Origin of the sequence: Aeromonas sp. S2(2024) (assembly GCF_041402505.1) — a bacterium.
Taxonomy (GTDB): domain Bacteria; phylum Pseudomonadota; class Gammaproteobacteria; order Enterobacterales; family Aeromonadaceae; genus Aeromonas; species Aeromonas media.
In genome coordinates, this window is sequence record NZ_JBGLRL010000023.1 from 28,650 (window position 1) to 51,884 (window position 23,235).

18 protein-coding genes and 1 riboswitch are annotated in these 23,235 nt (G+C 63.9%); of the genes, 8 read left to right on the forward strand and 10 right to left on the reverse strand.

Translation table 11 applies throughout. The features are described from left to right. Positions 1–121: 121 nt before the first annotated feature. Positions 122–622 carry a thiol peroxidase gene (gene tpx / locus ACB039_RS18220; RefSeq protein WP_270824542.1) on the reverse strand — a complete coding sequence of 167 codons (501 nt, stop codon included), beginning with the start codon at positions 620–622 and terminating at the stop codon, positions 122–124. Between the two features lie 223 nt (positions 623–845). Here tpx and ACB039_RS18225 point away from each other — a divergent pair, with 223 nt between their 5' ends. Then, a complete protein-coding gene (locus ACB039_RS18225; RefSeq protein ID WP_270824543.1) occupies positions 846–3,236 on the forward strand; it encodes a zinc/cadmium/mercury/lead-transporting ATPase in 2,391 nt (796 codons plus the stop codon). Between the two features lie 195 nt (positions 3,237–3,431). On the opposite strand, the gene pulA is transcribed toward ACB039_RS18225, so the two are convergent. Beyond that, complete coding sequence (gene pulA, locus ACB039_RS18230; protein ID WP_270824544.1) at positions 3,432–7,493, reverse strand: pullulanase-type alpha-1,6-glucosidase; 4,062 nt, start codon at positions 7,491–7,493, stop codon at positions 3,432–3,434. A 267-nt stretch (positions 7,494–7,760) separates the two neighbouring features. On the opposite strand from pulA, the gene ACB039_RS18235 reads away from it, so the two are divergent. Then, on the forward strand, positions 7,761–8,174 hold the full coding sequence (locus ACB039_RS18235) for a hypothetical protein (RefSeq protein WP_005326471.1): 414 nt from the start codon (positions 7,761–7,763) through the stop codon (positions 8,172–8,174). A 40-nt stretch (positions 8,175–8,214) separates the two neighbouring features. Here ACB039_RS18235 and dmeF read toward each other — a convergent pair whose 3' ends face one another. Then, entirely contained in the window at positions 8,215–9,156 is a 942-nt protein-coding gene (gene dmeF / locus ACB039_RS18240; protein ID WP_043133386.1) for a CDF family Co(II)/Ni(II) efflux transporter DmeF, read from the reverse strand. Positions 9,157–9,227: 71 nt separating this feature from the next. Here dmeF and ACB039_RS18245 point away from each other — a divergent pair, with 71 nt between their 5' ends. The 3 genes from ACB039_RS18245 to ACB039_RS18255 all read left to right on the forward strand — a co-directional run bounded on the left by ACB039_RS18245 (position 9,228) and on the right by ACB039_RS18255 (position 11,923). Beyond that, positions 9,228–9,503 carry a metal/formaldehyde-sensitive transcriptional repressor gene (locus tag ACB039_RS18245; protein WP_005326467.1) on the forward strand — a complete coding sequence of 92 codons (276 nt, stop codon included), beginning with the start codon at positions 9,228–9,230 and terminating at the stop codon, positions 9,501–9,503. 183 nt (positions 9,504–9,686) lie between these two features. Beyond that, entirely contained in the window at positions 9,687–10,883 is a 1,197-nt protein-coding gene (locus ACB039_RS18250) for an aromatic amino acid transaminase (protein ID WP_371166174.1), read from the forward strand. 113 nt (positions 10,884–10,996) lie between these two features. After that, on the forward strand, positions 10,997–11,923 hold the full coding sequence (locus ACB039_RS18255) for a LysR family transcriptional regulator (protein WP_139751356.1): 927 nt from the start codon (positions 10,997–10,999) through the stop codon (positions 11,921–11,923). 12 nt (positions 11,924–11,935) lie between these two features. On the opposite strand, the gene ACB039_RS18260 is transcribed toward ACB039_RS18255, so the two are convergent. The 7 genes from ACB039_RS18260 to ACB039_RS18290 form a co-directional block, all read right to left on the reverse strand. Further along, complete coding sequence (locus tag ACB039_RS18260) at positions 11,936–12,259, reverse strand: DUF1820 family protein (protein ID WP_043133393.1); 324 nt, start codon at positions 12,257–12,259, stop codon at positions 11,936–11,938. Positions 12,260–12,377: 118 nt separating this feature from the next. Further along, on the reverse strand, positions 12,378–13,280 hold the full coding sequence (locus ACB039_RS18265; RefSeq protein ID WP_371166175.1) for a YjjW family glycine radical enzyme activase: 903 nt from the start codon (positions 13,278–13,280) through the stop codon (positions 12,378–12,380). Further along, positions 13,270–14,796, reverse strand: coding sequence for a YjjI family glycine radical enzyme (locus tag ACB039_RS18270; RefSeq protein ID WP_270824555.1), 1,527 nt, complete (start codon positions 14,794–14,796; stop codon positions 13,270–13,272). The genes ACB039_RS18265 and ACB039_RS18270 overlap by 11 nt, the downstream gene beginning before the upstream one ends. 115 nt (positions 14,797–14,911) lie before the next feature. Further along, on the reverse strand, positions 14,912–15,253 hold the full coding sequence (locus ACB039_RS18275) for an AzlD domain-containing protein (RefSeq protein WP_139751359.1): 342 nt from the start codon (positions 15,251–15,253) through the stop codon (positions 14,912–14,914). Between the two features lie 2 nt (positions 15,254–15,255). Beyond that, entirely contained in the window at positions 15,256–15,969 is a 714-nt protein-coding gene (locus ACB039_RS18280) for an AzlC family ABC transporter permease (RefSeq protein ID WP_041206756.1), read from the reverse strand. A gap of 120 nt (positions 15,970–16,089) precedes the next feature. Beyond that, on the reverse strand, positions 16,090–16,566 hold the full coding sequence (locus ACB039_RS18285; protein ID WP_041206757.1) for a murein L,D-transpeptidase family protein: 477 nt from the start codon (positions 16,564–16,566) through the stop codon (positions 16,090–16,092). Positions 16,567–16,890: 324 nt separating this feature from the next. Further along, positions 16,891–18,741 (reverse strand): M3 family metallopeptidase, encoded by a 1,851-nt coding sequence (locus ACB039_RS18290; RefSeq protein ID WP_139751360.1) that lies wholly within the window; start codon positions 18,739–18,741, stop codon positions 16,891–16,893. A gap of 293 nt (positions 18,742–19,034) precedes the next feature. Here ACB039_RS18290 and ACB039_RS18295 point away from each other — a divergent pair, with 293 nt between their 5' ends. From ACB039_RS18295 to ACB039_RS18305, 3 genes are all read left to right on the forward strand, one after another. Then, positions 19,035–20,729, forward strand: a complete 1,695-nt coding sequence (locus ACB039_RS18295; RefSeq protein ID WP_371166176.1) for a methyl-accepting chemotaxis protein — start codon at positions 19,035–19,037, stop codon at positions 20,727–20,729. Between the two features lie 262 nt (positions 20,730–20,991). Further along, a riboswitch (cyclic di-GMP riboswitch) is annotated at positions 20,992–21,077 on the forward strand. A 65-nt stretch (positions 21,078–21,142) separates the two neighbouring features. After that, positions 21,143–22,567, forward strand: a complete 1,425-nt coding sequence (gbpA, locus tag ACB039_RS18300; protein ID WP_139751362.1) for an N-acetylglucosamine-binding protein GbpA — start codon at positions 21,143–21,145, stop codon at positions 22,565–22,567. Between the two features lie 99 nt (positions 22,568–22,666). Then, a complete protein-coding gene (locus tag ACB039_RS18305) occupies positions 22,667–23,197 on the forward strand; it encodes a cytochrome b (RefSeq protein WP_257498031.1) in 531 nt (176 codons plus the stop codon). Positions 23,198–23,235 lie beyond the last annotated feature (38 nt).

The window sequence follows — 23,235 nt, forward strand, 5'->3', positions numbered from 1 at the left end:
GTGAGAAGAAGCAGGGGAATATGGGCCAGCGAGTCTGATCACCTCAACCTTGAGGGTCACTGCGCCCGCAATAAAAACGGCCTGCATCAGCAGGCCGTCGGCAATCAGCGCAAGACGAAACTTACAGAGCGGCCAGGGCGGCGGCGTAGTTCGGCTCGTCGGCCACTTCGGCCACCAGCTCGCTGTGCAGCACCTTGTCGTGCTCATCCAGCACCACGATGGCACGGGCAGCCAGGCCCACCAGGGGACCGGAGGAGAAGGCCACGCCATAGTCCTGCAGGAAGGGGACGCCACGCAGGGTGGAGAGGTTCACTACCTTGTCCAGACCCTCGGCGCCGCAGAAACGGGCCTGGGCGAACGGCAGATCGGCGGAGATGCACAGCACCACGGTGTTGCTCAGGGCGCTGGCCTGCTCGTTGAACTTGCGTACGGAAGTGGCGCAGGTCGGGGTGTCGACGCTCGGGAAGATGTTCAGGATCTTGCGCTTGCCGGCGAAGGTCGCCAGGGTCGCATCGGACAGATCGCCAGCAACCAGGGAGAAGGGCTTGGCCTGCTCACCGGCAACGGGGAAGTGGCCGGAGACGGAGACGGGGTTGCCTTGCAGGGTGACGGTATTGCTCATGTTAGGTCCTTGATTATCGATGGGGGATCCAGGGTTCCCAGTATAGGCCCAGCGGCAGGGGACAAACACCCGCTAACAAGAGGGATTTGTTGCGGCCCTGTCTCGCCTGTCCCGCTGAGGTGGGAAAGAGAAGGGCTTGACCTTGGACTTAACACCAAGGTTTACACTGGGCTCAGACATAGGCGATCCCGCAGGGGCGGGATCCACTCAAGAGGGACTCATCATGAGCAAATCCTGCTGCAACCATTCCCATGCCGCCCCCATCAAGGCCATCGGCAAGGCCACCCCCCATCAGCACAGGCACGACAGCCACTGCTGCGACAAGGTCGCATCTGCCAGCGGTTGCGCCAACCCGGCGCCCCAGGATCACCAGGCGCACGGGGTCGACGAGGGACCCGGGGATGAAGACCCCCCCAGGGGCCGTGACGCCGGAGGCAAGCCTTCCCATCCACACGACCATGATCATCGCGCCCATGGAGCAGTGACCGAGGGGCCTCTGCCCGCCCCGACCCGCGACAGTCGCCGCCACAGCTGGCAGGTGCTGGGGATGGACTGCCCCAGCTGCGCCCGCAAGATAGAGACGGCCGTCAACCGGGTCGAAGGTGTCACCCAGGCTCGCGTGCTGTTCGCCACCGAGAAGCTGGTGGTGGATCTCGCCCCCGGCCTCTCCCCCGACCCTGTCACCGCCGCCGTGCTGGCTGCAGGCTTCCGGCTCAAGGGGGCAATTCAACCCGGGGACGACAGCGCCAAACGCCGCAGCCCACAGATGGCCATGCTCACCAGATATTGGCAGCCTCTGTCGCTGGCCGGCCTGATGGGGGTGGCCGCCCTGCTGCCGGCCCAGCTCGGCCAGCCGCTCTTTACCCTGGCGACACTCTGGGGGCTCTGGCCCGTCGCCCGCAAGGCGTGGGCATTGACCCGAAGCGGCTCCCCCTTCGCCATCGAGACCCTGATGACGGTGGCGGCGCTCGGCGCCCTCTTCCTCGGGGAGACCGCCGAGGCGGCCATGGTGCTGCTGCTCTTCATGCTGGGGGAACACCTGGAGGCCTACGCCGCCGGTCGCGCCCGCGCCGGGGTCACCGCCCTGATGGCCCTGGTGCCCGACAAGGCGCTGCGCATTCGTACCACAGCAGAAGGTGACGTACGGGAAGAGGTTGCCGCCGAGATGCTACGCCCCGGCGACATCATCGAAATCGCCCCGGGCGCCCGCTTGGCCGCAGATGCCCGCCTGCTCGATGAGCTCGGTGCGTTTGACGAGAGCGCCCTGACCGGCGAGTCCATCCCGGTGGAGCGCCGTCAGGGGGACAAGGTGCCCGCCGGCAGTCTGGCGGCGGATCGGGTGCTGCGCCTGGAGGTGGTCTCCGAGCCCGGCAACAACGCCATCGACCGCATCCTGCACCTCATCGAGGAGGCCGAGAGCCAGCGCGCCCCCATCGAGCGCTTCATCGACCGCTTCAGCCGCTGGTACACCCCGGCCATGATGCTGGTCGCCCTGCTGGTGATGCTGGTGCCACCGCTAGCCTTCGGCCAGAGCTGGGACGAGTGGATCTATCGCGCCCTGGCGCTGCTGCTCATCGGCTGCCCCTGCGCCTTGGTGATCTCCACCCCGGCGGCGGTTACCTCGGCCCTGGCGGCGGCAACCCGGCAGGGGGCCCTGATCAAGGGCGGTGCGGCCCTGGAGCGGCTGGCCCACATCGATACAGTGGCCTTTGACAAGACCGGCACCCTGACCCTGGGCAAGCCGCAGCTGACCGACTTCATCAGCCTCAATGGCCAGCCACAGACCGAACTGCTGGCGCTGGCCGCCGCCATCGAGCAGGGCTCCCACCACCCCTTGGCCCGCGCCGTGGTGGCGGCAGCGAGCGAACAGGGGCTGAGCTTGGCCACAGCAAGCGATCTGCGCGCCCTGCCCGGCATGGGGGTGGAGGGGCGCGTCGAAGGCACCCTCTGGCAACTGCTGGCCCCGAGCCGGATTGACTCGCTGGACAATGACCTCAATGCCCGGATCGCCACCCTGGAGCACCAGGGCAAGACGGTGGTGGTGCTCGGTCAGCCTGATGCCGCCCCGACGGCCCTGCTGGCGCTACGCGACCAGATCCGGCCAGACGCCGCGGCAGCGCTGCGCGAGCTCAAGGAACTGGGGTTAAGCAGCATCATGCTGACCGGCGACAACCCGCGCGCCGCCGAGGCGATCGCCACCGAGCTGGGCATGGACTGGCGCGCGGGCCTGCTGCCGGAAGGCAAGGTAGAGGAGATTGGTCTGCTCGCCAGCAGCCGCAAGGTAGCCATGATCGGCGACGGCATCAACGACGCGCCGGCCATGAAGCGGGCCAGCATCGGCATCGCCATGGGGGGCGGCACCGACGTGGCGCTGGAGACCGCCGATGCGGCCCTGACCCACAACCAGCTCGGCGGCCTGGCCGCCATGATCCGGCTGTCGCGGGCGGCACTGGCCAATATCCACCAGAACATAGCGCTGGCGCTGGGGCTCAAGGCCATCTTTCTGGTCACCAGCCTGCTCGGCATCACAGGCCTGTGGATAGCCGTGCTCGCCGATACCGGCGCCACCGCCCTGGTCACCGCCAACGCCCTGCGCCTGCTGCGCAAGCGCTAAGCCGGCCGTTAACGGTACAACCAACAGCCGCCCCAGCAGGGCGGCTTTTTTATTGCCTCGCCCACCACGACAAAGAAAAAGCGCGGCTGCCGGTCGGCAGTCGCGCTTTGCTTACTCTCTCGGAGTTATCCCACCCTTGGCGAGGTGGAATTCAACCCTGGGGTGCCGAGTCAGCCCAGGGCTCGATGGGGTTGCTTACTTGGCGCTGCACTCCTGGACGATGACGGTACCCACCTCGCCAGAGGTCTTGGTCGGATCGACCTTGACCAGGAAGCTCCACAGGCCCTGGGCCAGAGTCATGCTGTTGTTGCCCATGCCGCCATCGCCGTGCTGCAGCGGATAGGACTGCTCAGGCTCCAGGGCGATCAGGGTGCCGCCGGCATCCTTGACGAAGAACTGCTTGCTCCAGTTGCCGTCGTCGTTGGCAAACTTGAAGTCGAAGCTGCCCGCGTAGTTGAAGGCGGCCTGATAGATGGCGAGATTGCCCTCCATCCCCTTGTAGTTCAGCTGATAGGTCGGCTGTGCGTTCCAGTCGCTCAGGCTGCCGCGCACATAGAGCGGGAAGCCGAGCGGATTACCGGCGACGGTATCCAGCACCTTGCAGCTCTGCACCGGCTCGGTGTAGCTGACGCTCAAGGTCGGCTTGTCCTTGTTCATGGCGGTGAAGACGAACTTGTAGCTGCCCGCCTTGTCAACATTGAACGGCAGATCCCCGCCATTGGCACAGAGCGCACTGACCTGGCCGGTCGCCAGCTGGTCGGTATCACTGCACTTGCCGTAGTTGACGGGACCACCCCAGTCGCTACCGGCGATCTTCACCTGAGTCGTTCCCAGCTGATCCGTCGTCACGTCGGTGGTGAACTCATAGGTATAGTTGCCACTGAAGTTCATCTTGTTGACCGGATCCCAGGCCCCCAGGAAACCGCGGACAAACACCTCGGTATCACCGAAGGGAGGCAGGGTGCTCAGATCCGTCTTCTTGCTCACCGGCAGGCCTGCGCCCTGGGCGCCGTTCTGCGGCTTGACGAAGACGGCAGCAGACCAGGCTCCCAGGGTCAGCTCACCGTTACCCACGGCAGCGCCACTGGCGATGCTGTCGACCCCGCGATGCTTACCACTCAGCACCATGCCGGAGAGGTCGATGGGCTGATCGTCGCCGTCACGGAAGTCGCCGATGGTCTGGCTCTGGCTGGTGGCGTTGATCATCACCACCAGACCGTCGATGGCCGGATCCAGATCCGCGCCAGCCTTGCTGCCATCATCCACCGTCATCACGATGAGGCCCGGGGTCTGATCCGGCCCGGTGTTGCGGAAGTCGACCCGCTTGATCACCTCGGCACCGCTGCCCAGACGCAGCAGGCGGGAGGATTGACGCAACTCGGACAGCTCCTGGTAGAAGCTGACCATCTGCTGCATCTCGGCCGAGCCCGGCTTGGCGTGCTGGCCGAGCACCTGCTCGATCAAGGGGTAGTTGTCGCCGTCTTTATCCTTGCGTGGTAAGCCTTTGTCGAAGTTGTTGTCGCCGAGGGTGTAGTCGACCCGGTTGTACCAGTCACCGGAGTCATAGCTGTCCCGCTCCATGGACTTGGAGCGCAGCAGTTCGACCCCGGCATGGGTGAAGGGAATGCCCTGCCCCAGCATGGCGGTGGCCAGCGATACCCCTTGCATCCGCACCAGATCGGCCCCTGCTGGCGCCTTGTAAACCAGGTTGTCGAACAGGGTCTGGTTGTCGTGCTTGTCGACGTAGTTCTGGATTTCGGTCGGATCCTGGGCATAGCCCGCGCTCTGACCGTTGTAGTCGATGTCGGCCCCCTTCTTCGGCACGCCATCCTTGTCGGTCAGCACGAACTCCTTGAGGTTGCCCGCCATGCCGAGGCGCACCAGGTCGGACTGGTGCAGGGCGGTGGCGAGATCGACGCCGTCCACCTCGTTGGCATCCACCAGGGCGCCGTTGCCGAAGCCCTGGGTCTTGCGGATGGCGTCACCGCCGTCGAACGGGCTGCCGCCACGCACCGCATCCCGCAGCCGGTCGGAGAAGGAGCCGATACCGGTGCCAGCCAGGTGCTTCTGGGTCGCCTGCACGAAGCGCTTGTCATCCTGCACTTCGCCGAAGTTCCACCCCTCGCCGTAGAAGTACATGTCCGGGTTGACCTTCTTCACCTCGGCCAGGGCCTGCACCATCTGATCTTTCGGGTGGTGGCCCATCAGGTCGAAGCGGAAGGCATCGATCTTGTAGTCCCGCGCCCAGGTGACCAGGGAGTCATCCATCAGCTTGGCGAACATGGCGTGTTCCGGCGCCGTGTTGGAGCAGCAGGTGGAGTTCTCCACCGAGCCGGTCTCCGGGTTCAGACGCTGGTAGTACCAGGGCACTATCTTGTCGAGCACGGATTTCGGGCCGAGGCCGGCCTCGTTGGTGTGGTTGTAGACCACGTCCATCACCACGTTCATGCCGATGTTCTGCTTGATGGCCATGACCATCTCGCGGAACTCCTTGATCCGGGCCGTCCCTTCCGCATTGGTGGCGTAGGAGCCTTCCGGGGTGGTGTAGTGGTAAGGGTCATAACCCCAGTTGAAGGAGTCCACCCCGCGCAGATAGCCATACAGCTCCTGCACCACAGGGTTCTCCTTGCTGTCGCTGGCTTGCAGATCTTCCAGCACCGCCGCGATGGTCTCACCGCCGCCGCAGTGGCTGGCGAACTTGGAGTTCTTGACCTCGGCGTTGACCTCGCACAGCTTGCTGAAGTCATCGCTGATGTTCGCCACCTTGGCCGGATCCTCGTTGACGGTAGCGATGTCGAACACCGGCAGCAGGTGCAGGTGGCTGACGCCGCTCTTGGCCAGGGATTTGAGGTGAGTGACGGGGACGCTGTCGGGCTGGGTCAGCCCGAGGAATTTGCCACGCTTCTCTTCATCGGTCGAGGGGTCATTGCCGGTCAGATCCCGGACATGGGCCTCATAGATGGTGATGTCGGCGGGATTCTGCTGGCTGTGGGGCGCCTTCAGGCTGTCCCAGCCATCGGGCTTCAGGGCAGGATCGTCGAGATCCACCACCTGACTGAACTCGGAGTTCATGGCCAGGCTCAGGGAGTAGGGGTCGGTCACCTGGTAGGATTCCAGCTTGCGGCTGACCGGATGATAGACCTGGATGTCGTAGCGATAGTATTTGCCCACCAGATCGCTGCCACCCTGCACGCTCCAGCTGCCGCTGGCCTCGTCTTGTGTCATGGCGCGCTCGCCGATGGCGTTGTGCTGCTCGTCGAACAGCGCCAGTTTGACCGACTTCGCAGTCGGTGCCCACAGCCGGAAGGTGACATTGCCTCCCTCCACGATGGCGCCGTAAGTCAGCTTGGTGGCCGCTTCGCTGTAGAGGGCATCGAGGGCACCGGCGCTCTGCACCAGGGTCGCCCCCTGCAAAATACCGTCGGCATCGGTGCCGATGGCCACCAGTTCTCCCTTGAGCAGGGGCTTGAGGTCTTTCCCTGACGGCAGGGCAAAAGCGGCGGCATCCTTGAGGTGCGGATACTTGGCCTGCTGTTCGGCACTGAGGCTGGTCGGGGTCAGCTTGAGGTAGGGGAAGTCGAATACCCCTTCGCCGTTGGCGGCTATGGTGCCGGATTCGGTGTAATAGAGACGGACATGGGGCTTGTCCTTGCCCCCTTGCCAGATCAGGGTGTTGCCGTCGATCAGGTGGGCACTGGCTCCCGCCACGCCGAAGGCGGCGGTGAAGGCCTCGGCACGGCTGCCGAAGATCTCGTTCTTGCCCGCGACGATGGCCACGGTGCGATCCGGGTGCTCGCTGAAGATGACCTTCATGTCGCTGCCGGTCAGGTTCGCCAGATCGCCGTTGCGGGCAATGAAGTTGATGCAGCCTTCCATCTTGCTGAGCGGCACCACCCAGGCCGGGCCGAAGCTGTCTGCCGCTGACGGCGTCTTGCTCTTGTCATCCCAGCCGGTATTGAGACCTGCCTCTGCCGTTGCGTTGCAGGCATCGTTGTTCCACAGGTGCAGGCTGTGGCCCGCGAAGGGACCGTCGACGCCACGGGCCGCACTGCTCTGGGTGTCGACCAGGGCGATCACCGCCTGATTGGGGCCGGCCACCAGTTGCTCGGCCGGAGGTTGCACATTGGGAAGACGAGCGACGGGCTCATCCTGGGGAGTCGGAGGGGTGGAGGGTGAAGAACTGTTGTCGTTACAGCCTGACAAAAGCGCGAGCAGTGAGGCTGTTACCAGCGCCACCTTGGTCTTTTTCATATCCATTTTTTTATAATTCCCGCTGTAGTTGGTCTCGATACTCGAGGTACCCGGTCGTAACCGAGCGATGCCATATTAATCAGCGGAGATTGTTGTAAATGTGAGCGGCCGGGCAAAAAAAACCAACCCGTTTCAACAAGATAACGTTTTCATAACGAAAATTGGATCGCGCTCACAGACCCGCCCCCGCTTTGGGCCCATACCAGCAGAGCGACGGGTTCATGCCGGAAAAAATCAATTTCCGATCAAATGGATAGCAAGGAGTCATGACCGATGAAACGGATCGAGGAGCAGGCGAAGCGGCTGGATCAGGAGTATCAGGGGATTGCCCAGCTGTTTCACCAATTCTGTCAGCAGGCCGGGGGACTCGCCGAGCAGTATCACTTCTTCAGCTGGCCCGATTACGAAGAGACGCCGCCCCTCTGCCGGGCCTTCACCCTGCTGGGTGAGCCGCGCGAACTGCGGCTTCGCTGTCAGCCCGGTGAGCGGGGAACCCTGATCGGCATCATCCAGATCCTGGATGACGAGGGAGCGACCCACGCCAGCCTGGGCTTTCGCGCAGACGGTCACCTGCTGCTGGAACCCGGTCGGCTGCTGGATGACCCACCAGGGCTGCTGCTCAAACTGATGCTGGGCTCGCTCTGGCAGGATCAAGCCAAAGGGGAGAACGAACGCCCGCCGCACTGAATCAAGGCCCTGGGATAGGCACCGGGCGCCATCCTATTTCCTATCCCTGAGCGATTTCGATGGTCAGGTGCACCAGCTCCTCGTGGATGGCGAGCCGTTCACGGATCGCCTGTGCCGGGATGGGGACCGCCATCCGCAAGGAGAGCACGGCCGCATATTGCACCTGCCCCACCCGCCAGACGTGCAGATCGCGGATCTCGGCGTCAGGCAGCTCGGCTATCACCTCGCGGATCTCCGCCACCAGGGGGGCGTCCATCTCCGCATCCAGCAACACGCGACCCGTGTCCCTCAGCAACCCCCGGGCCCAGACCGCCACCAGCACGGCCCCCACTATGCCCATCAGGGGATCCAGCCAGTCGGCTCCCCACAGCATGCCCCCCACCAGCGCGAAGATGGCCAGCACAGAGGTGGCCGCATCCGCCAGCACGTGAAGATAGGCGGCACGCAGGTTCAGATCCTGATGGCCGTGGTGATGGTGACCATGATGGTCATGGTGGTCATGATGATGGCCGTGACCGTGGTGATGACCGTGATCGTCCTTGAGCAACCAGGCGCAGGCCAGGTTTACCAACAGGCCGCCGATGGCGATGCCGATGGCCTGCTGATAGTGGATAGGGCTGGGATCCAGCAGCCGGGCCACCGACTCGAACAGCATCAGACCCGCCACCCCCACCAGCAGCAGGGCGCTGCTGAAGCCTCCCAGCACCTCTATCTTCCAGGTACCGAAGCTGAATCTGTGATCCCGGGCGAAGTGACGGGCGGCACGATAGGCCACGACGGAGAGGCCGAGGGCCAGGGCGTGGGAGCTCATGTGCCAGCCATCCGCCAGCAGCGCCATGGAGTTGTAGAACCAGCCACCGCCGATTTCCGCCACCATCATGATGAGGGTGAGCAGCACGGCCCAACGGGTTTTCTGTTCGGCCAGCGGATTCCCTTCATGAACGACGGGTTGCTGGCAGTGGGATGAAGCGAGGGATGACATGAATTTCTCCTGAGAGCGACAATGCAATATACTATACCCCAGTATAGTTTTAATGCGCGAGAGGATCCTGTATGTCACACACGGTTCACGACAAGAAGAAGCTGCTGGCACGGGTCAGACGCATCAAGGGACAGACCGGCGCCCTGGAGAGTGCCCTGGAGCAGGAGACGGACTGCGCCGCCATCTTGCAGCAGATTGCCGCCATCCGCGGTGCCGTCAACGGCCTGATGCTGGAGGTGCTGGAAGGCCACATGCGCGAGCATCTGGGGGCGGCGGAAGCGACCCCGGCCGAGCGGCTGGAAGATCTGGATCAGGTGGTGAGGGTGCTGCGCTCCTATCTGAAATAACGCCGGCAGGTGCGGGGCAGATAAGCTGCCCCCACTCTGCAGCACACCACCCTCTTTACAGCAGAGTGGCTCCAGTCCACCGCTCTCCGCCCCTTTCAGACTTGAGCCCTCGCCCGCTTTACGCCATCATGACCGCCGATCATTGATCGCCATACTCTGGATTCCACTTCGCAAGGACCCCCCATGTTTGAACACGTCGATGCCTATGCTGGCGACCCCATACTGACGCTCGTCGAAACCTTCCACAAAGACACCCGCGAGCAGAAGGTGAACCTGGGGATCGGCCTCTATTACGACGAGCAGGGCCGCATTCCGCTGCTGCCCTCGGTGCAGCAGGCCGAAGCCCAGCGTGCCGCCGCCCCCGCGCCGCGCCCCTATCAGCCGATGGAAGGGGCCGCCAACTACCGCAGCGCGGTGCAGCACCTGCTGTTTGGCGCCGACCACGAAGCGGTCAGGGCGGGCCGCATCGCCACCATCCAGACCATCGGCGGCTCCGGCGCGCTGAAGATCGGCGCCGATCTGCTCAAGCGCTACTTCCCGACCTCGGAGGTGTGGGTCAGCAATCCCACCTGGGACAACCACAAGGCGATGTTCGAGGGCGCCGGCATCAAGGTGCACGACTACCCCTACTACGATGCGGCCACCGGCGGCGTGCAGTTTGACGCCATGATCGACTGCCTGAGCAGCCTGCCGGCGAAAAGCATCGTGCTGCTTCACCCCTGCTGCCACAACCCGACCGGGGTGGATCTCTCCCGTGCCCAGTGGGACCAGGTGATCGCGCTGGTGGTCGAGAAGAACCTGATCCCCTTCATGGACATCGCCTATCAGGGCTTCGGCGACGGGCTGGAAGAGGATGCCTACGCCATTCGCGCCATGGTGGCCGCCGGCGTCAGCTTCTTCGTCAGCAACTCGTTTTCCAAGAACCTCTCCTTCTACGGCGAGCGTTGTGGCGGACTGTCGGTCATCTGCCAGGATGCCGAAGAGGCGAGCCGGGTGCTGGGCCAGATGAAGGCCACCGTGCGCCGCAACTACTCCAGCCCGCCCACCCACGGCGGCCAGATCACCGCGGCCGTGATGAACGATGCCAGCCTGTACGCCATGTGGGTTGGCGAGGTGACCGAGATGCGCACCCGCATCAAGGCGATGCGCGAGAAGCTGTTCGAGGTGCTGAGCGCCAAGGTGCCGGGCCGCGACTTCAGCTACTTCATCAGCCAGCGCGGCATGTTCAGCTACACCGGCTTCACCCCGGAGCAGGTGGATCGCCTGCGTGAGGAGTTCGCCGTCTATCTGGTGCGCTCCGGTCGCATGTGCGTGGCGGGCCTCAACAGCCGCAACGTCGACTACGTGGCCGACGCCATGGCCGCCGTGCTAAAGGGGTAATCCCCATGCCCCGCTCAAGCGGGGCTTTTTGTTTGTTCCGTCTGGAGGGGCAATCCCGGCTGCCAGACGTTCCCCTCATCCTCGCCCGCACGGGCTTCATCCCGGGAGGTTTTATGGATCTCATCGCGCTCTCACGCCTCGGCGGCCGTCATCTGGTGACCCTGCACCTGCTGCTGGATACCCAGAGCGTCACCCGCAGCGCCGAGCGGCTCTGCACCACCCCCTCCACCGTCAGCAAGACCCTCAACCAGTTGCGGGATCTGCTCGGCGATCAGCTGCTCTATCGCCAGGGCAACCAGCTGTTGCTGACCCCGTTCGCCGAGCGGCTTGGACCCAGCCTGCGCCGGCTGCTGAGCGAGCTGAACGGCCTCACCAGTCCGGAGGGCTTCAACCCCGCCAGCTGGCAGGGGGAGCTGAATCTGGCGATGCGGGAAAGCAGCATGATCTGGCCCATGGGGCCCGTGCTGGGGAAGTTGATGCAGGAAGTGCCCGGGCTGGTGCCCGTCATCTGGAACAAGGATCAGCAGGGACTGGCGGCGCTGGCGGCAGGCAAGCTCGACTTCGTGATCCTGCCCCATGACCAGAGCCAGCCCCTGCCCAGCCAGCCTGGCCTGGTATGGGAGACGTTGCGGGAAGACAAGCTGGTCTGCCTGCTGCGGGACGATCACCCGGCGTTGGCCGGGCCCTGGGATCTGGATGCTTACTTAAGCTGGCGCCATGTCGTCATTCGCGACAGCGAGCTGGCCGACCCCTTCTTCGAGCAGAGCCTGGCCCAGCGTCAGGTTCGACGCCAGATCGGTGCCACCCTGCCGGACTTTGGCAGTGCGGCCGCCCTGCTGCGCCAGAGCGATCTCATCCTCACCGCCATCGACGGCTGGGCCGGACAGGCCAGGCCGTCCGGGCTGGTGAGCCGGCCCGTCCCGTTCGACTACGGCGCCGTGACCCACAGTCTGGTGTGGTACGGCCCCCTGGGAGAAGATCCCGCCCTGCACTGGTTCCGCCAGCGGATCCTGCAGCTCGCACGGGAGCTGAGTACCTAGTACCCGGACGGCTCAGGGCTTCTTGGTGTAGATGGGGCTCGGGAAGGAGGCGACGTTGCTGCCCAGATCCGTGATGCGGGCAGCCCCCTGCTTGCGCACCTGATCGATGCGCAGCACCTGGTGCATGGGGATCAGGGTGCGGTTGACGTCGGCAAACTCACTCTTGAGCTTCTCATGGCTGGGATCGACGATGAGCGCCGTGTGGTTGTCCCACACGAAGTTCGCGATCTCGATAAAGCCGAACAGCTGGCCCTGATTCACGTCCTTGACATAGACCTCGTAACGCTCGTTGTGACAAATAAACTGCACTCGATATAAGGCGTTGGTTTCACTCATGGGTATCTGTTGATGATGGGCGGTTTTCCCATTCTAGCCGCCACTTTCCGCGCACCAAATAGACAGACATCACAGTTGCGTCATATCGGGACTCAGGAGGAAAAACATGCCGGCCTCGTCACAATGGCGGCAGGGAGATTGGGCCAAATCCTTTCACCTTCAATGCGTTGGACAGCCCATCCAGCTCGTCCATGGCGGCCTCCTGCCAGGCCAGCGCCTCCCCGCACACCCCGTGGTGGCGAAACCCGTTGAGACGAATGGGGACGGGTCCCAGGCTCTGCAGAAAGCTGACCAGGCCCGCCTCCAGCTTGCCATCGGCATCGATGAAATCAGTGCGCCCCGGTACATGGAGCAACCGTAATTCCGCCAGCTTGCCCACTCGTGCAAGCAGTTGCAGCGAGGCCAGCACCCGCTCTCGGCCCTGGCCGGTGAGCGCATGATGCACCGACTCACGCCACCCCTTGAGATCGATCATGGCACCGTCGAGTACCGGCAGCAGCCGCTGCCAGCCCGCCTCACCAAGGGATCCGTTGCTGTCCAGCAGGCAGCTCAGATGGACCAGATCCGGCGCGGCCTTGATGGCCGTAAACAGGTCGGTCACGAACGGCAGCTGGGTGGTCGCCTCGCCGCCGGAGACTGTGATGCCGGTTAGCAGCGGGCCGTAGCGGCGCAGCAGGGCCAGCACCTCGGCCACCGACATCTGGTGGGTCTTGGGGCTGGCCCTGCGGAGACAGGCATCCAGGCAGCGGTCGCAGTCGGTGCAGAGCGACGCCTGCCAGCGCACTCGGCTCTCGCCAGGGCGGCCCTCGACGAGCGTCAGGGCCCCGCTTGGGCAGCCGGGTACGCAGTCGCCACAGTGATCGCACAGCCCTATGGTGTGCGGGTTGTGGCAACCAGGGCAACGAAAGTTGCACCCTTGCAGGAAGAGCACCAGCCGATTGCCCGGCCCGTCCACGCAGGAGAAGGGCAACCAGCGACTGACCGTCGCGGTGCGCGCCCCCTTGTCACTGTCAGTGGTCACACTGGGTCGCCTCAAGGGCGACCACCCGCGGCGCCCGCTGGCGGATCCCGGTCAGCTCGCTCGCCTCGGCGCCGAGGCAGGTGGTCTGCAACCGCGACCCTTCGGCGGCGAAGCGGGCCAGGTCGCTCTTGCGGATCATGTAGCCGGTCACCCGCACCAGGTCGCTGTCCACCACGTTGGCACTGAATTCGCGCATGCCGAGGGCGAAAGCCCCCTTGCAGAGCTGCAGCAGCGCCTGCGGGTTCTGGCGTATGGTGGGATCCAGGGTGAGGATCTCGCTGATCCCGGAGTGGTAGTAGCCGTGGTGCGGGGCCAGGGCCAGCAGGTGGCTGGCGGGATCCGGCTCCTCCCCATAAGGGATGCGCACCCCGGGGGTGACCCCCTGGTCCAGGCTGAGCCCGCCCTGGGAGTGCAGCAGGGCACGCCCGCCCCAGGCATGGGGCTGGGGCCGGGCCGTCACCCAGGCCGAAAGCCGGGCCGAGATGCGATGGCCGAGCTGGTTGGCCCCCTCGTCGTGGCCATAGCGCCCGGGCAACCCCGCCTTATCCATCAGCAGGTTCACCGCCTCTGCCATGCCAAAGATGCCGAACATGGGGACGAAACGCGCCTCCTCGATCAGCCCCTCCTCCACCAGGAAGCTGGCGAAGAAACCGGACTCCTGGTGCAGGAAGGCGGCCCTTGCCTCGATGAGGCGGGAGGCCTGCTCGCAATAGTGGGGCAGCCAGCGCGTCATGAACTCCTCGAGGTCGGCGCTCTGCTCGGCCATTCCCTTGAGGGAGAGGCGCACCAGGGTATTGGCGCCGCCTCCGAGCGGCAGGGCGTTGTAGCAGCTGACGATGCCAAAGCCCCGCTCATCGAAGGTCTCCCTGTGGATCGGGTAGTTGACTATGTGGGGCTTGCCGCACAGGGCTATGTTCTGCACCCCCTGCATCAGCAGACTGTCCGGGATCGATGCAGGATCGTGAAACAGGCTGAGGTTCGGCGCCACCTGCTTGAGTTCGCCGTCGATGCGCAGGAGCAGGCGGCAGATCCTGTTGTCATCCGGGCCTATGTTGACGTGCATGAAGGCATCCGGCAGCACCCTGTCCAGGTAGATCCAGAACCCCTTCAGCTTGCGGTACAGCGTCTCGTCATCCAGCTCCCCGACGAAGGGCAGCAGCAGGTGATCGAGGCGCCCCAACCAGACCGGCATGCCAGTGACCGAGGGCACATGGTGATAGAGGATGCGCAGGGCATCGAGTGCCTCGTCGAAATCCTGTGGCGGCGCCAGCTCCAGCCAGGAAGAGCCCTGGCGCAGGAACTTCTCGTAGTCCGGCAGCACATAGCGTGGCTTGTAGGGGGCATGTCCCTCGAACATGTCGCACAGCACCCCTTGCGCCATCGCCTCGGTCACCTCGGCAGGCAGCGCGGGATAGGGCAGTGCATTCTCGGCGGCGAGCGCCAGGGCATGGCTCTTCTGAGCGGGTGAGAGCAGGGGGTCGCGCACTATGCGCTGACAGGTTTCGGTGAAAGACATGGGGAGCTCCTTGGCGGACAGTCCCTAAATCCTCACACTTGAGAGGTCTTTTTTAAAGTGACATTCACAACATAACGGATGTTTGATAGAGACATCCGTTATGTTGGATCACGACTCAACCCAACCAGGGCAGCAGCGCCGCCAGTCCCCCCTGCCAACGCAACAGGAAAAAGCACCCCATACCGACCACCACCACCACCAGGGTCGGCAGGCGCAGCAGGGTCAGCGCGGTCACCAGCAGGGTGGCGGCCAGGTAGTCCGGATCCCAGTCCAGCCCCTTGCCTGGCTTATAGCTGAAGACGATGGGCAGCCAGATGGCGGTCAGCACCGACTGGGCCGAGAAGCTGAGGAAGGCCCCCATCTCGGCACCGGGCTGATAGCGGGTCAGCCGCGAGAAGAAGGCGAAGCGGTTGAAAAAGGTGATCAGGGCCAGCAGGCCAATCATCAGCCAGCCCATGGTCATCTCCTCATCCGGTGCAATACATAGCCCACCACCATGCCGGCCAGGGCCGAGATGATGATGTGGATCTCCGCCAGCAGCGGCTTGGTGAGCAGTGCTGTGCCGCCGCTCACCACAGTCGCCGCCACCATGGGCAGGTTCTTCATGGCGGGGATCGTCATGGCGATGAAGGTGGCGGCGATGGCAAAGTCCAGCCCCATCTTGTCCAGCCCCTCGATGTACTGGCCGGCGGCGATGCCGAGCAGGGTCGCCAGGTTCCAGAACAGGTAGAACACGAAGCCCGCGATCAGGGCATAGGCGGGGTTGAAGACGCCGTGGCGCTCCCTGTCTTTCAGTGCCACCGCGAACATCTCGTCGGTCAGGAAGAAGGCGAGGCTGGCGCGCCAGCGCAGAGAGAGCGGCAGCACGTCCCGGCGGAAGGTGAAGCCGTAGAGCAGATGCTGGGAGGTGATGACCATGGTGGAACCCATGATGGGCAGCAGGGGAGTGCCCGCCCCGAACAAGGTGGTGGCCGAGAGCTGGGCGGCACCTGCATAGACCAGCAGCGACATCAGCTGGGCCTGCACCGGGCTCAGGCCCGCCTGCAACGCCAGGGCGCCACACAGTATCCCCCAGGGGATCACGGAAATGGAGAGTGGGAGAATATCCAGGGTGGCGCGCCACCAGAGCACACCCGTGCGCTCGGGCACGGGGAGGCTCGTTCCTGACATCATGGGATCATCCTTGTGACTGCCAACGCGAACCGGAAAAACTAGCACGGTGCGGGATGGACTGTCACGCCATCCAGGGAGGAAATAAAACGCCCGCTGGGCAGCGGGCGTGAGGGGCGAGGATCAGGGCTCGATGATGATGGGGGTGCCGGGCTCGACGGCGTTCCAGATCTCGTCCATCTCGTGGTTGAGCACGGCGATGCAACCATTGGTCCAGTTGGACGGCTGCACCCTGCGATCCCCCATACGGTTGAGCTGACCGTGGATCATGATCATGCCGCCCGGGCGCACTCCCAGCTCATTGGCACGCTTGATGTCGTCCAGATTCGGGTAGTTGATGTGGATAGCCTTGTAGAAGCCGGAATTGCTCTTCTTGTAGTCGAGGGTGTAGCGCCCTTCCGGGGTACGCTGATCCCCTTCCTGCAGCTTGTGCCCCTTGGGAGCCGGACCCAGGGCGACCCAATAGCGTTTGACCGGCTTGCCATCCTTCATCAGGGTCAGGCTATAACTCGACTTCTTGACCACCACCATGTCGGCGGACAGAGTGGCAAAACTCAATGCGGGCCACAGCCCCAGCAAACACAACAATACGGCTCTCAATTTCCATCCCTCGACAAGCCTTCAGGGCTTTGTATTTAGCTAATCATCTGAATGTCGCCACTCTCTGGCGGCGAGCGAGCGCCATGATATGGGATCGCCGTGAATACTCAATATATCCAGAGAAACATATCTGTGACCCGCCTCGCCAGCGCTCAGCCAAAGCCTCTGCGCATCACCATAATTAATAGTCAAAACAGATAGATGGCGCAAAAAACAGGCACATCTTGCGCCGCGGCAAAGATCCCGCCCCACCTGACCAAGCTTGCTTCCTGCTGAAATGAACAAGCCCTGCCGAGGGGCAGGGCTTGATGGTGGAGGAGCGCCTCACAGGGCGGCGGCGGACTCACGCTGATAATGCTGGCGGATCCAGGTCTCGAAGTCGGCCAGCATGCGGCCCTCCGACTCGCGGTTGTCGGCAATCAGCTCGGCGCCGTGCATCACCCGGATGTGGGCGTCGAGCGGCGTCCCCTCTCCTGCCGGTGGGCGCTGGCGCGCCGCCGCCATGCAGGCTGCGGCCGTCGCCCACGCCTGCGCCACACTCTGGTTGCACGCCTCGGCTAGGGGAACGGCACTGAAGCCTTCGCCAGTGAGGCTCTGCAGCGTCTCGTCATGGGTCATGCCGTTGCCCGGCCCCCAGTAATGGGCGGCCAGATCCGGCCCGATGCGCGGGTTGTCGGTGAGGTAGCCGTCGCGCCCCAGGAAGTAGGCACGGGTCTGCTCCACCGCCATCAGCGCCAGCAGGTAGCCGTGATAGGCGCAGGCCGACTCCTGGTTGAGCAGGTGCGGGATCGCCAGCAGCGGGCGCGGGCTCTCCACACCCAGGATGGTGCGCTCCCAGCGCCGGGCCAGCGCCAGCACCGCCTCGGGAGTGCGCTCACTGTCTGCCATGGCGTAGAGATCCCGCTCGAAGTAGGCCACCAGCGCAATCTGGCGCTCGTTGAAGGCGCGAAACGGCTGGCGCGCCTCGATCATCGCCTTGATGAGCTCGTCGGGAATCGCCTCCCCCTCCCCATTCCTGGCATAGCGCTTGAGCCAGTCCGCGTCGTCCAGCAGGCTGTCGCAGAACATGGACTGGGTCTCGGCATAGGCCATGGAAGTGGGGGGAAACTCCTGGGAGAAGCAGGGGGCGTTGCCGGTGACATTGGCAAAGTGCGCCGCGTGGCCTCCCTCGTGGAACAGGGTGTTGAGGCCGCTCCAGCCGCTGCCCACCTGGGCCGGATCCGCCAGGCTGGTGAAGTTGACCACCGCCGGCACCCACTCCCCCTCCTGCCAGAAGCTCGGCACAGGGCCGTGGCAGAAACCGTTCTCGTATTTCCCCTCCCGGGTCAGCAGATCCAGGGTGAGGGTGGCTCCGCGATACTGGATGCCGAGGCGGCGGAAGCTCTGTACCCAATCCTGCAGCGCCCGCGAGAAGGGCACGTAAGGGTCAAGCTGGCGGGTCACATCGCCACTCACGCTGTAGCGCAGGTTGTGGGGCAGCAGGGCCGCCTCCCCCTTGGCGGCTTTCAGCTCCGCCAGACTCTGGTGCACCCGCTGCTCGGTGCGGACGATAAAGTCATCGAGCACGGCGAACAGCTGCTCCGGGCTCATCTGCTCGTTCTTGTGCACCTTGTAGTCGAAGTAGTCCCGATAACCCATGGCGCGGGCGAAGCGGTTGCGCAGGGCCACTACCTCGAGGAAGCCGTTGCCGACCACCCACTGCTCCAGGGTGTGGAACATGGCGAGCGCACTCTGGCGCACCGCCTCGTCGGCACTGGCGGCCAGCGCCGTGCTGGCGGCGGGCAGACTGCCGGCCACCTGGCGGCCCTGCTCGTCCAGCAAAGTCAGCTTCAACCCCTTGCGGCGGGCAAAGAGATCCGCCTCGGCGACCACCAGCTCGTCCATCAGGGCAGCGGCGGCCGGCTCCTCGATGACGTTGCACTCGAAGAAGGCCACCCAGCCCGCCAGGCCGCGCCTGAGAGCGGGCTCCTCGGCCTGGGCCTGCATCTCCCGCAATGCGGGCAGCCTGGCCGGATCGGCGCAGAACGCCTTGTAGGCCTGCTCGGCGGCGGTGAAACCGGCCTGATCGTCGCTGGTACCCATGTAGGTGGACCAGAACAGATCCTCCTTGCGCCTGTGTACTCTCAGGTAGTCGGCGTTGAGCTGGTTCAAGTAATTCCTGGCAATGGAACTCATAAATTCCCTCTTGTTATGGGGTCACCCACAGGGGTGCCCACTCCTTTTTGGTGAAATGCCAACTCATTCACACTTCCTGCAAATAGGGCCGGCAAATGGTGCGCCGGGATGCGCCAGACCACGCTATCAAAAGCGAGGGTTCCTGTCTGCTGGCTATACTGGTTGCCAAAAAACTCAATTGGTGGTCAATCATCACAACCCATTGAAAGTTAAATAAATGTTAATCAAAAACAGTCGAGGCCAGCCAACTGACTGGCCCTCACCAGATCCGCACGGGAAAGAAGGAAAAGACTATGTTCAAGCTCGGTGATATCGCCGTGAGTCGCAAACTGATGCTGCTGCTCTCGGTGGCGCTGGTCGGCTTCATCGCACTGCTGCTCATCTCGGCCAGTGCCCTGCATCGCAACCTGATGAGTGAGCGGGAAGCCCGATTACAGGCGGTGCTGGATCTCGCCATGAGCCGGATCCAGACCCTCGCCGCCACCCTGCCCGCCCCAGAGGCGCAGGCCGAGGCCAAGGCCATGCTCGACAGCATGCGCTTCGATGGCGACAACTATCTGTTCGTACTGGATGAGAATCGCCGTGTGGTGGTGCACCCTGCCAAGCCCGAGCTGGTCGGCCAGCAGATGGGCGCGCCCGACGCCGCCCCCGCCGACGCCCACTGGCAACGCATGGTGGATCTGGGCAAGGGAGGCCATCAGGGTCGTCTTGAATACCAATGGATCTCCCCCTCCGGCGAGGTGGCCCAGAAGATGTCACTGGTGGCTGGCTACCAGCCCTGGGGCTGGATCCTGGGCTCCGGTCTCTTGCTGCAAGACATCGAGGCCACCATCTGGTCCCAGTATGAGCTGATGGGAGGGGCCACCCTGCTGGTGATCCTGCTGATGGGATGGCTGGGGATGGCCATCAGCCGCTCCATCGTCAAGCCACTGGCCGAGATCAAGGGGGCCATGGCCCAGGTGGCGGCCGGGGATCTGGTGGTGAGCATCCCGGTGCATGGCAAGGATGAGCTGGGGGCCGTCGCCACCAGCACCAATAAGGGGCTGGACGCCATTCGCCGCGCCCTGCTGGAAGCCAGCCAGGGAGCCCGCAACGTGGCGGATGCCGCCCTGCGCATCGCCGCCTCCGCCGAGCAGACCAACCAGGCGGTCAACAGCCAGCGGGATCAGCTGGCCCAGCTCGCCACCGCCATGAACGAGATGAGCGCCACCATCTCGGATGTGGCGGGTCACGCCGAGAACACGGCTCGCGACACCCAGGACGCCACCAGCGAGGCCGGACTCGGCAACGAAGACGTCCACGCCAGCGTGCACGGCATCCAGGCACTCGCCACCGAGGTGGAGCAGGCCACCCATCAGGTCAATCGGCTCAAGGAGGGGGTGATGCAGATAGGCGAGGTGACGGCCGTCATCAGCGCCATCTCGGATCAGACCAATCTGCTGGCCCTCAACGCCGCCATCGAGGCGGCCCGCGCCGGCGAGCAGGGTCGCGGCTTCGCCGTGGTGGCCGACGAGGTGCGCCAGCTGGCCAGCCGCACCCGCCACTCCACCGAGGAGATCCAGAGCACCATCACCCAGTTGCAGCAGCGGGCGATGACCGCCGCCAGCGCCATGGACGCCAGCCGCAAGCTGGCGGAGAGCAGCGTCGGCCAGTCCGAAAAGGCGGGGCAGGATCTCTCCCTCATCGTCAATCACATCCAGCACGTGAGCGACATGGCGACCCAAATCGCCACTGCGGCGGAGCAGCAGAGCATGGTGGCCGAGGACATGAACCGCAACGTCAGCGGCATCAATGACTCGGCCCTGGAGATGTCCCAGGCCGCGTCCCAGCTGGCCCGGGAGAGCGAGCTGCTGGCCGGACTCTCCCGCAGCCTGGACGAGCGGCTGGCGGTGTTCAGGCTCGATAATGGCCTATCCCGGGATCTGTCGCCCGGTCAGGCTCCGCGCCCCTCGCCCTCCCGCCGCACAGACCAGAACCCGCACCACTGACCACCTGACCCAGTCCCATTCCCTGCCGGCCCCGCCGACAGGGGATTTTTTCATCAATGAAAAATGTCACCACCTCGCATCTTTTCAACAAAATGGGCGAACTAACCCCAACTTGATGGATTAAATATAAATTTAAAAACAATGAGTTAAGTTATTGCTCTACTCCGATGAGATCAAGTTGCAAAGATTCATACTTAATAATTTAATCAAAAAAAGCCATCATGACTGTGTCGTCATCAAAGGCGGCACCCTGACCCTTTATGTAGTCATTTGGCAAACTGGTTGAAAGGCCAGGACGCAAAGCCTCCGGTCTAAAGACATGTCGTCCAGGATAGCGGGGTTGCCACACTCAGGTGTGTCACGGGGAATTCCCCTGCCAACTTGACTGCCCACATCACCGAACAGAGGAATGTATGGCAGCAAAATTCAAACTCAATCATGTGGCCACCGCGCTGGCGCTGCTCGCCAGTGGCGGCGTGCTCGCCCACGGCTACATCAGCCAGCCGGAAGGGCGCAACTATCTGTGCAAGACCGGCGGCAACAGCCAGTGCGGCGCCATTCAATGGGAGCCACAGAGCCTGGAGGCGCCGTCTGGCTTCCCCAATGGCGGCCCCGCCGACGGCCAGATCGCCTCGGCCGGTCATCCACAATTCGCTGAGCTCAACGCCCAGACCAGCGATCGCTGGACCAAGCGACAGGTGCAGGCCGGCCCCTTCGCCATCGGCTGGACCTTCACCGCCAACCATGTCACCCGCAACTGGCGCTACTACCTCACCAAGCAGGAGTGGAATCCGAACCAGCCGCTGACCAGGGACTCCTTCGATCTCAATCCGTTCTGTGTCATCGACGGGGGCATGGTGCAACCGCCCAAACAGGTCACCCATCAGTGCACTCTGCCGGCGCGCACCGGTCATCAGGTCATCCTCGGCGTCTGGGAAGTGGGAGATACCGCCAACAGCTTCTACAACCTGATCGATGTCCAGTTCGACGGCGGCACCCAGCCACCGCTGACCTGGAGCCAGGGCGGGACCATCTACCCCTCCACCGATCTGGTTGCCGGCGACAAGGCCAAGACCCGGGTATTCGACGCCAACGGCGAGCGCACCGATCTCCAGACAGTGCTGACCATAGGTTCCGCCGAGCAGGGTCAAAAGAACAACTGGGCCCACGATCTGGCCGCCAAGATCAACGCCGAGCAGAGCCAGATCCGCGCTGGTCAGCAAGGCTCCGATGGCCAGTTCAACCCGGTCTACGGCCAGAATCCCGTCTACCTGAAGGCAGGCAGCAACCTGCAGCGGGTCGAGGTCCAGCTCGAGCAGCAGCAACCCCCGGTGAATGACGGCATCAGCGTGAGCGGGCTGGAGAACGAATACCTGCTCGACAACGGCAAGGTCACCCTCAACTTCACCGTCACGGCCGAGGGGGATCTCGCGGTCACCAACACCCTGTATGACCACGGTGGCGCCGCCAAGGGTCAAACCAGTGCCGACATCAAGGACAGCAGCCAGAGCTTCACCATGGAGGTCAGCGGTCTGAGCGCCGGTCACCACCAACTGGTGATCGAGGGCAAGCCGAAGGCGGGCGGCGCCCCTCTGCAGCAGACCGTGGATCTGATGTTCAAGGATCCGGCCAGCGGCGGTGACTACCAGTACAGTTTCCCGGAGGGGCTCAAATCCTATGCGGCAGGCACCAAGGTACTGCAGCCGAAAGATGGCAAGATCTATCAGTGCAAGCCCTACCCCTACAGCGGCTGGTGCACCATCTGGACGAGCACTGCGACCCAGTATGAGCCCGGTGTGGGCACCAACTGGCAGGATGCCTGGACCCTGGTGAACTGATCCCCGCAATCAGAAGAGGCCCGAGCGGCCTCTTTTTTGTGCCTGTCATCCGGGTTCCCGGTGCCTTGCAGCACCCTGGACCCCAGTCGGAAAAATCCCATGACGAAAGACTACTATGACCCCCTGAGCCGCCTGCTGCACTGGTTGATGGCCGCCGTCATCCTCTACGCCACCCTGGCGGGCTACCTGATGCACCTGGTGATCGACAGCCACCCCAGGCTGTTTCAGTTTCTGTCGGTGTTGAACATGTCGATGGCGACCCTGATCACCCCGCTCTTCCTGCTACGCTGGGGCTGGCGGCACTGGCGCACACCCCTGCCCGAAGATAAGGCCGAGCCTCACCATCCCGCCGCCAGGCTGGCTCACGCCCTGCTCTACGGCCTGATGTGCATCGTGCTGTTGAGCGGCTTCCTGATGCTGGAGCAGGGTTATTCCCTGTTTTGGCTCTACCCGGTCGGCAACCCCATCGATGTACCTGAGGTCAACGCCTTCTTCTTCGGCGTGCATCGCCTCGGCTGCCTGTTACTGGCGGCGCTGGTCCTGCTGCACGTGGCCGCCGCCCTCTACTATCACAGGATCAAGGGGGATCGCACCCTGTATCGCATGTTGGGTCCCCAGAGCGGGCGCTAACCAATGAGTGAGGCTCTGGGCCTGGCTGAAGAGCCGAA